This window comes from Microcystis sp. M090S1 (genome assembly GCF_020246295.1).
GTDB lineage: Bacteria > Cyanobacteriota > Cyanobacteriia > Cyanobacteriales > Microcystaceae > Microcystis > Microcystis aeruginosa.
The window spans coordinates 1-9,535 of sequence record NZ_JADBTF010000022.1 but is presented as its reverse complement, the minus strand read 5'-3'; the positions used below and the strand labels follow the sequence as shown (position 1 = coordinate 9,535).

The window sequence follows — 9,535 nt, the reverse complement described above, 5'->3', positions numbered from 1 at the left end:
TATGGTTCGATAGGGGGGCATAAATCGACTAAATCCTTATCTGGCAAGAGACTTAATTGATTAGTTCGCTCTAGATAAAAAACAATTGACAAAAATCGCTAAATGCCTTTCTATATAAGGGTTCCATCCCTTATAACCCCCGTCCATTGCATAACAATTACCGAAGAGCCAAATAAGATAGGAAAAATTTATGATGCTAAGGGCAACTTCTAGGGGTTGCCAATAAATCCAAAAAGTTTAGCTGCTCCTCCTAAAATAGCAACAACAAGGGCGATCAAAATGCCTCGATTAGTAAACTCTTGATAGGCAACTCTAGCGGTCAATCCGTCAATTTTTGTGCTTAGTCGCTCATCTAAAGCTTTAATTTCTCCTTTAAGTTCTGCCTGTCCGATTTCTAATTTTGTCAGACGTTGCTCGATTCTATCAGCTTTGTGGTTGACTTCCTTGATGCTGTCTTTGATTTCCTTGAGGACCGTTTCAAGGGAATAAATTACGGTTTCGTTAGACATTTGCTAAACTCCCAGAGTTATCCTGCCGCTATCTTAATTATTAATCTTTTTTCTAGTTTAAGATGGCTTACGGTTCACTGCCACGATTGCGCCAGACTTGCCAACCGACGTAACCGAGGAGGAGAGTTGCACCAAAGGCAAAACCCCAACCACTGGGAACATTGGAGAAACCGAGGGCTAAACTGCCCACCCAGAGAGTTAGGGCGTAGATAAATAATACTGTCAGACGGTGAGAGATACCTGCTTTCAGTAAACGGTGGTGTAAATGACGTTTATCAGCCACAAAAGGGGATTTTCCGCGTTTGAGACGGGAAATAATCACCGTGGACATATCGAGGAGAGGAACCGCGAGGATGAGATAGGGCAATAGGACGGCGGTAACGGCAACGGTAGTCACAGCAGTAGTTTTCGCCAATCCAATCACCGCCACACCCGCGAGGGTAAAACCCATAAAATAGGCCCCACCATCCCCCATAAAAATTTGAGCGGGGTTAAAATTGTAACGCAGAAAACCCAAGGCCCCACCCGCTAAAGCGGCGGCGATAATAGCGGCGGCCGGTTGTCCCATCACCAAAGTTACAATTAAAATAACCACGGCAGATATACCCGAAACCCCCGCCGCTAATCCATCTAAACCGTCAATCCAATTAATCGCGTTAGCCATCCCCACTAACCAGAGGAGAGTAATCGGTAAACTTAGCCAATGAATTTGTAATAAATCGCCGAAGGGAATAGAGAGAAAATCGATCCTTACCCCGGCTTGCCAAGCTAGAAAAGCGACGCTAAACTGCATTACCAGACGATTGAGGGGGGAAAGATTAAAAAGATCATCCGCTAGACCGATGAGGAAAAAGCCCAAACCGCCTAGGGTTACGCCCCACACTTCCCATTCTCGATCGCTGTTTAAACCGGCAAACCCTCCCAACCACCAAACGATCAGGAGGGCAGTTAACGCGCCGACAAAAATCGAAACTCCCCCCAGTCGAACCATGGGCTTTTCATGGACCTTCCTTTCGTTGGGTTTATCGACGTAACCGCTTTTCAGTCCGACGGTTCTGACTAGGGGGGTACTCCAAAGTACCACGGTATGGGCGATCAGAAAAGCAATTAGATAGTATAAATCTCCAGACATGGGAATTGGGGGGCGATTTAATTCACAATTGGCAACTGACAGGCAATCGCCAATTATGAGTTTTTATTATCTCTCGTTTTAGGCCAAGGCGGGGACGGAAATATGGAGATGGGGATAGAGGGGGAAGCTTTCACAGAGTTTCGCTACCCGTTGACGGCAAGTAGTTCTCAGGGCTTCATCACCTGGATTAAGGAGAATATCGGCGATAATGTTGCCAATCTCGATAAATTCCGTTTCTCCTAGTCCTCTGGTGGTCATAGCCGGGGAACCCAAGCGCAGACCACTGGTGACAAAGGGAGACTCGGGATCGAAGGGAACAGTGTTTTTATTAGCGGTAATATTGATAGTACTCACCAAGCGATCGGCTTCTTTCCCGGTCATGCCCACGGATCTTAAATCGAGTAACATCAAGTGATTATCCGTACCATCGGTGACAATTTTAATCCCTCTAGCTTTCAACTGACCTGCCAAAGCTTGGGCATTAGCGATTACTTGTCCTGAATAGATTTTAAACTCCGGTTTCAGGGCCTCCCCAAAAGCCACCGCTTTCGCCGCGATCACGTGTTCTAGGGGACCGCCTTGGGTACCGGGGAAGACGGATTTATCGAATTTTTTGCCTAATTCCTCGTCTTTGGTCATAATTAACCCCCCCCTAGGACCGCGCAGGGTTTTGTGAGTGGTGGTAGTTACCACATCACAGTGGGGTAGGGGGTTAGGATGATGACCGGTGGCCACTAAACCGGCAATATGGGCGATATCTGCCATCAGGTAGGCCCCCACTTCGTCAGCGATGGCGCGGAATTTCTCGAAATCAATCCGGCGCGAGTAGGCAGAATAACCGCAGATAATTAGTTTGGGTTTTTCCTTGCGGGCGATGTCAAGGATGAGATCGTAGTCAAGGCGTTCGCTTTCGGGACTTACTCCGTACTGTACTACTCGGAACCATTTTCCGGAAACGTTAACGGGGGAACCGTGGGTAAGATGACCACCGTGGGAGAGATCCATACCCATAATCGTATCGCCGGGCTGCAAGAGGGTCAGGAAAACGGCGAAATTAGCTTGGGCACCGGAGTGGGGTTGTACGTTAGCGTGGTTTGCCCCAAATAGTCGTTTAACCCGATCGATCGCTAATTGTTCCGCTTCGTCAATGTATTCGCAACCGCCATAGTAGCGTTTTTTGGGCAGTCCTTCCGCGTATTTGTTGGTTAAAACCGAACCCTGGGCGGCCATGACGGCAGCCGAGGTAAAGTTTTCACTAGCGATTAATTCTAGGTGATCTCTTTGACGTTGCAGTTCTTTTTGCAGAATCCCTGCGATCGCTGGATCGGTCAAGGATAGTATATCTAAGTTCGTATCAGTCACGGTTACTCGATCCTTTCTTTAACAATTTACCTGTAATCATTGGGTCACTTTCTCCATTTTGGCACAATCTCTAATCTTCCGACACACCAGTGAGCTTAATTGCTTCTCTTCGGGATCGAGCGTCAATTGTCAACTGTTAGCGGTAAAATATTCATTTTTAGTCAATAAGTAATAGTAATCTTAGCTAATTTAAGAGAAGTTGCCAGTTAAAAGCAAGAAAAAATTACAGTTATCCATGCCAAATACTTCGGGTTTCGGTAGAACCCCCCAAAAGCTTGGATTGAGTGATAAAATCGGAAGTAATGCCCAATTTTAGCGGTGATTTTCCCTTTAAAAATAACAACTTAGTAGAAGTTCTACAAAAAGTTGACAAATCCAAAAAAGAGGGTGGATTACCTTCAAGATAACCCCCCCGAAAATTACCATTAATTGCCTGTAATCAACCGGTATTTCTCATCCCTGCGGCAATACCATTAATCGTCATTAAAGCGCCCCTTAACAACTCCTCTTTAGAATAGCGGAAATGAATCACACCGGATTGAGCTTGACTATTGTATTGACGTAAACGCTTGAGGAGAGACACCTGTAGGAAACCGAGGGGAACGATCGAACCGTTGCGTAACTGGACCGAGCGCTGTAAACTCGGATCATTATCTAATAAATGTTTCTCGCCGGTGATCTGGAGAACAATCTCGCTGGTGCGATTATATTCCTCTTTAATCCTTTCAAACAGACGTTGAAAACGTTCTCGATCTTCCTGTTTAGAAAGTTCACTGACGTAGTGATAGGCCATCTGTAGGTCCACCTTCGATAGAGTCATTTCTGCCTTAGAAATCACCATCTGGAAGAAAGGCCACTTGTGATAAAAATGGCGTAACAATTCCAAATTTCTGCTAGGAGAATCATCGAGAAACATCTGTAAAGCTGTCCCTAAACCATACCAAGCTGGTAAAAGAAAACGGGTTTGGGTCCAACTAAATACCCAGGGAATTGCCCGCAGGGTACTTAAATCCTGTTGACCACTTTTCCGGCGCGCTGGTCGGGAACTAATCTGTAAAAGACTAATTTCAGGAATGGGAGTTACAGACAGGAAGAAGTCTAAAAAGTCCGGTTCTTCATAAATCAAACTGCGATAGGTTTGCCGTGAACGGGTGGCCAACTCCTCCATGATGCGATTCCAGGGTTCGAGATCATCAAAACCACTGCCCAGTAAACTTGCCTGTATGACTGCCGTTACGGCCGTTTCGAGGTTATACAAGGCCAATTCTGGTAAAGAGTATTTCGAGGCTAAAACCTCGCCTTGTTCGGTGATTTTAATGCGACCGTTAATCGTTCCCCGGGGTTGGGCGAGGATAGCGGCGTAGGCCGGTCCACCACCCCGACCGACGGAACCGCCCCGGCCATGAAAAAGACGTAGATCCAAGCCGTATTGTTTAGCGGTTTTTTGTAAAGCCTTCTGGGCCTTATGAATTTCCCAATTACTGCTCAAAAAGCCGGAATCTTTATTACTATCGGAGTAACCCACCATAATCTCCTGTAAATTACTCGGTTCCAAGATGGCAGGTTCCGGGGTCACGTCCTCCCCGTTTAAAGCCCCTAAATGGTCGTAACCGCCGGCTAGGGTTGCCCGATAGAGGGGCAATTCAAACAAAGTCTGCATGATGCCGGGGGCGTGTTTGAGGTCATCGACGGTTTCAAAGAGGGGAACGATGCGGAGGGAACTGCGGCTAGTGGCGGGGTCGTATAAACCGGCTTCTTGGGCTAATAACAGCACTTCTAGCACATCGCTGGCCTCGTTGGTCATGCTGATAATGTAGGTTTGGCAGATTTCCAGACCAAATTCCCCTTGCAGACTTCTTAAAACTCGCAGGGTTTCAATGGTTTCGCAGGTTCTTTCCGAAAAGGGCATTTCCCGGGGAATTAAGGGCCGACGGGTTTTTAGTTCCCCCACTAACCAGGCGATTTTTTCTGATTCGCTTAATTGGCCGTAGGGTTTGGGTAAAACTCCGAGATATTGAGCGATTTCTTCGATACATTCGGCGTGACGGGTGGATTCCTGCCGAAAATCTAACTGAGTCAGGACAAAGCCAAAAATCTCCACTTGGGCGATCATTCGATCGAGTTCTTGACAGGAAAGACCGGTTTGCAAGAGACTGCGCTGTAATAGCTGTAATTCGGCTAAAAACTCGGAACCGGAGCGATAGATGTTGGTTTCGTTGAGTTTAGTTAATAATTGTCGTTCTTCCGGGTCATTGAGGCGATCATTGCGATCACGCGTATTTTCCAGACGTTTTTGAATAAAGGCCAATTTGAGGCGATAGGGTTCCTGACGGTAGCGGATTGCTAACTGGCTATAGATTTCGGGCATTTGCTGTTTATCTCTGTCCAGGGAGTCCAGCAACTCCGGCAAGACGTGACACCAGTGCAGGGAGGCACTTAAAATACTGGTCAGGTCGCGAATAGCATCGAGATATTTTTTAATAACGAGATTGCGCTGATAACAGCAGGTTTTCCAGGTGACTTCGGGGGTAACGGAGGGATTGCCATCCCGATCTCCCCCGACCCAAGAACCGAAGCGACAGAAGTTATTTTTCGGCGCTCGTAAACGGGGAAAGGAGGATTCTAGACTTTGCTGCAGACGCAGGGTTAACTGGGGTAGGGAATCAAAGAGAACTTCATCGAAGTAGTGCAGGGCATAATCCACTTCATCGACGACGGTGGGTTTAAATTGGTGTAGTTCATCTGTTCGCCACCAAAAACGAATTTCTTCTTTTAACTGTTTGGTGACTGTTTGTGCTTCTCTGGAGTTAGTTAACCCCATACTGCGAAAGATTTCTTCTGCTTGGTCGAGTTTTTCGAGAATGCCTGAGATACGGCGCTGTTTAATGCGAATGGTATGACGGACAATTTCCGTGGGGTGGGCCGTGAAAACCAGACGAATATCTAACTGATCGAGAAGACGCTGAATTTCTTGGGGGGGGACGTTAACCTGTTTGAGATAGGGAAATAACCAGTGAAATAGTCCCGATTTTGGGCCGGAGTGATCGGACTCGTTCAGGGTTTTTTCTAGCCAATCGGCCCCGACAATGGTGGCTAAAAGGCTTTTTTGCGGTGGGTCAGCCTTGGGACTTTCGTTTTCTTCCCCGATCACCGTCCGTCGCAGTAGTTGCTGATCCCTTTGTTCGTAGTGTTGTTCAATAATATTTATTAACTGGAAATAGAGGGCAAAAGCGCGGGTAACTTTGATCGCTTCCCCTAGTTCCAAGTCTTCGATCATTTTGGCGATCATTGCTTCCGGACTATCATCGGTCACTTGTCCTTCCTCAGAACAGAGATGGCGCAGTAATTCCAGTAAATCAACTAATTCTTGACCACATTCGGAGACTAAGACTTCTTTCCATAAATCTTCGATTAATTTCAGTCTTTGCTGCAGAAACAGGTTGGAAGTGGTGAAAATATCCTGTTCGGTTTCGGTCGAGGGGACAAGGACGCTCATAATTTTAATCAGTAATCAGTAATCAGTAATCAGTAATCAGTAATCAATAATCAATAATCAATAATCAATAATCAGTGAAAAGAAAGCTCAGAACTTGCCACTTAATACTATTCACTGAAAACTCAAATCTGATCATTGATAACTGATCACTGATAACTGATCGATCGGGATTAGTTCTTAGGGTTTGTCAGAAATGAGATTATATCCCAAAGAATCACATTTTTTCCTATTTTTAACAAAAATTTCACTATTTTTGCCTCTTTTCAGGGGGCAAAAGGACTTTTTTCTTGGATTATTGGTCACTGTTGACCGGTAACTGATCGGGAATATTGAGCAGCGGCAAGCGATCGCCCCGAAAGATTTCCTCGCTGTCTTTCCCGACTTCTATCAACCAATTATTAATAGAACGTAGTCCTAAGTAGGATAAAAGAAAGGGACTAACTGCTAGACTAAGCCAAAGCTCGATCGGTTGAGTTTTCATGGCAATTTCTCGGTTAAAGGACGGCGTTTGATGCGACGAATCGGAAAATTAGCAATCAGGGCTGTAGTCCGTTGGTCACTTTCTAGGATCAACTCGGTTTCCTCGGTGTCGATATCAAGATAACGACTGACCACTTCTAAGATTTCTTGACGCATCATATTGAGAAGTTCGGGACTAAGATCGGCGCGATCATGGGCCAGAATAAGTTTTAAGCGTTTTTTAGCTTGGTCGCCACTTTTGCCCGAACCGCGCCATGCTAGAAGTTTATCGATCAGGTCATTCATAGTAGGTTAAGGGGTTGAGATGAGAGAGTTTAAGGCCCAAACAAGCGACGACGCAGACGAGCAAGAAAACCTTCTTGACCGGCCATTAAATCTAGAAACGGCACATCGCGACCCTGTAAACGCTGGGCAATGTTTCTAAAGGCCATGGAGGGGAGAGAGGTCTTCTCCTCTAATACTAATGGTTCCCCTTTATTAGTGGAAATAATAATTCTTTGATCGTCGGGAATAATCCCCAACAGGGGAATTACCAAGAGGTCGAGAATGTCCTCGACGCTGATCATCTGGTTAAGTTGGATCATTTCTGGCCGCAGCCGGTTGACAATCAGACGGATACTCTTAATATCTTCGCTTTCTAGTAATCCCACCACGCGATCGGCATCTCTCACCGCCGACATTTCCGGAGTAGTAACGATGATCGCTTCTTGAGCAGCGGCGATCGCATTGCGAAAACCCATTTCAATTCCTGCCGGGCAATCAATCAATACATAGTCATAACTTTTTGACAATTGGGCGACTAAATCCTTCATTTGAGCGGCAGTAATTGCATCTTTGGTGCGGTTTTGTGCCGCCGGTAATAAGACCAGATTTTCCTGTCTTTTATCCTTAACTAAAGCTTTATCAAGGCTACAATCTCCCGCCACCACATCGAGGGCAGTATAAACGATACGCTGTTCTAATCCTAACAATAAATCGAGATTTCTCAGTCCGAAATCGGCATCGACAAGGGCGACTCGACAGCCTAATTGAGATAAGGCTGAACCTAAGTTCGCCGTTACTGTCGTTTTACCAACTCCTCCCTTTCCCGATGTCACTACAATTACACGAGCCATAATTTATATCAGTTATCAGTTATCAGTTATCAGTTATCAGTTACCGGTTATCAGTTATCAGTTATCAGCTATCAGTTATTGGTTTGATAGAGTTTTTCATTTCAACGCAGTTAATCCCTATTTTTACTGGTCACTGAATCACTATTTACTGATCACTGTTTACTGGTCACTGATCACCTTTTTTCGACCCACCCCACTTGATCTTTAAAGGTGTAGGTTCTGGAAAAATTATAAGCCCCAATGATGCGGATTCCTCCTTCGCTGATACAGGCAATTTCTGGTTCCATGCGATCGCTATTCAAAGCCGGGGTGCGTGCCACTAATTCAGCGATCCTCAGTTGAGTTAAGTCGATTCGCAGAGCCATAATTACCGCTGCTCGATCGCCGCGGAATCCAGCATGGGCCACACCGCGTAAACCCCCCCAAACTAATATATCGCCATCAGCGATGATCGATCCGCCGGGGTTGACATCGCCCATGACTATAACTGTACCCGGGTGACGGATTTCTACACCCGATCGCAGGGTGGTTTTTAAGTACAAAGGTTCGGCGAGGAGGGATGGCAGCGGTTGCTCGTCCCCGAAAACCGTGGGATTCGAGCGCATTTGTTCGACATTGTAACCCATGGTTGCCGCTGCTACTGCGGTTTGTCTTCTTTGGGTTTGGATGGTATGCAGGGGTAATTCGGCACTGTCTAAAATTGTGGCGATCGCTTGTAGTTGGCGCGTATCCATCAGGCGATCGTTGGACCTTAGGTGTACTGGTGTTCTAGCGGGGCAGTTTTGGCCGCTATTACGGAGATAATATTTTAATCCTGTCAAGATATCTGTCCAATCCTGACTTGTCTCCCCGGCACCGGTTTTGGGCAAAATTAGCACCAATTTCTCACCCTCGCTTTTTAGGTGGATTTGGGCGTATCTCTCTATTACCGAGGCTGATAGCTCAATTTTTTCGGTTTCTGAGTCGATTTCTTGATTCATTTCGGTTTTAGTTTCATCCATAGCCTATCAGTTATCAGTTATCAGTGGATAGTTAGGGGTGGGGGAGTGGGGAGGTGAGGGAGAAAAAAGCTGATGGCTGATGGCTGATGGCTAATAGCCTTCCATCCCTTCGACTCTTTCGGTTAATTTTGCCTGTCCTATCTCTAGGGATTTAACATCTTGCTTGATTTCCTTGATATCAGCTTTAATTTCGCCAATATCAGCCTTAATTTCGACGATACTATTCTCGATCGCCGTGAAACGAGTTTCGAGCGCTTTTTGTCCGTTGATAATTAAGTCTTCTAGCCTTTGCAAGTCCGTATCGGCAACAGTTTTCATCGAAAATTTGGGTCTGAAACCCCGTCGTTCTACGACGGCTTTACTGTTAAATATTAGCACATTTACGAAATATATGCTAGAATGTGAGACATGGAAAAAGCCTACTCGTTTCGATTTTACCC

8 protein-coding genes and 1 pseudogene are annotated in these 9,535 nt (G+C 45.9%); all 9 read right to left on the bottom strand.

From position 1 onward, the window contains the following. Positions 1-209: 209 nt before the first annotated feature. Positions 210-509 carry a DUF4164 domain-containing protein gene (locus IM477_RS00950; protein ID WP_287730132.1) on the bottom strand — a complete coding sequence of 100 codons (300 nt, stop codon included), beginning with the start codon at positions 507-509 and terminating at the stop codon, positions 210-212. A gap of 67 nt (positions 510-576) precedes the next feature. Further along, complete coding sequence (locus tag IM477_RS00945) at positions 577-1,641, bottom strand: glycosyltransferase family 4 protein (RefSeq protein WP_002732067.1); 1,065 nt, start codon at positions 1,639-1,641, stop codon at positions 577-579. A 78-nt stretch (positions 1,642-1,719) separates the two neighbouring features. Next, entirely contained in the window at positions 1,720-3,003 is a 1,284-nt protein-coding gene (gene glyA, locus IM477_RS00940) for a serine hydroxymethyltransferase (protein ID WP_287730130.1), read from the bottom strand. Between the two features lie 439 nt (positions 3,004-3,442). Next, positions 3,443-6,499, bottom strand: coding sequence for a phosphoenolpyruvate carboxylase (gene ppc, locus IM477_RS00935; RefSeq protein WP_287730129.1), 3,057 nt, complete (start codon positions 6,497-6,499; stop codon positions 3,443-3,445). A 292-nt stretch (positions 6,500-6,791) separates the two neighbouring features. After that, positions 6,792-6,980, bottom strand: coding sequence for a hypothetical protein (locus IM477_RS00930; RefSeq protein WP_002761679.1), 189 nt, complete (start codon positions 6,978-6,980; stop codon positions 6,792-6,794). Beyond that, positions 6,977-7,264, bottom strand: a complete 288-nt coding sequence (gene minE / locus IM477_RS00925; protein ID WP_147069276.1) for a cell division topological specificity factor MinE — start codon at positions 7,262-7,264, stop codon at positions 6,977-6,979. The genes IM477_RS00930 and minE overlap by 4 nt, the downstream gene beginning before the upstream one ends. A 29-nt stretch (positions 7,265-7,293) precedes the next feature. After that, positions 7,294-8,094: a septum site-determining protein MinD gene (minD, locus tag IM477_RS00920; RefSeq protein ID WP_287730128.1), complete on the bottom strand. Its 801-nt coding sequence runs from the start codon at positions 8,092-8,094 to the stop codon at positions 7,294-7,296. Positions 8,095-8,267: 173 nt separating this feature from the next. Next, positions 8,268-9,095: a septum site-determining protein MinC gene (gene minC / locus IM477_RS00915; protein ID WP_287730127.1), complete on the bottom strand. Its 828-nt coding sequence runs from the start codon at positions 9,093-9,095 to the stop codon at positions 8,268-8,270. Between the two features lie 99 nt (positions 9,096-9,194). Then, a pseudogene (locus IM477_RS00910) lies at positions 9,195-9,413 on the bottom strand (hypothetical protein); the annotation flags it as partial. Positions 9,414-9,535: the final 122 nt, after the last annotated feature.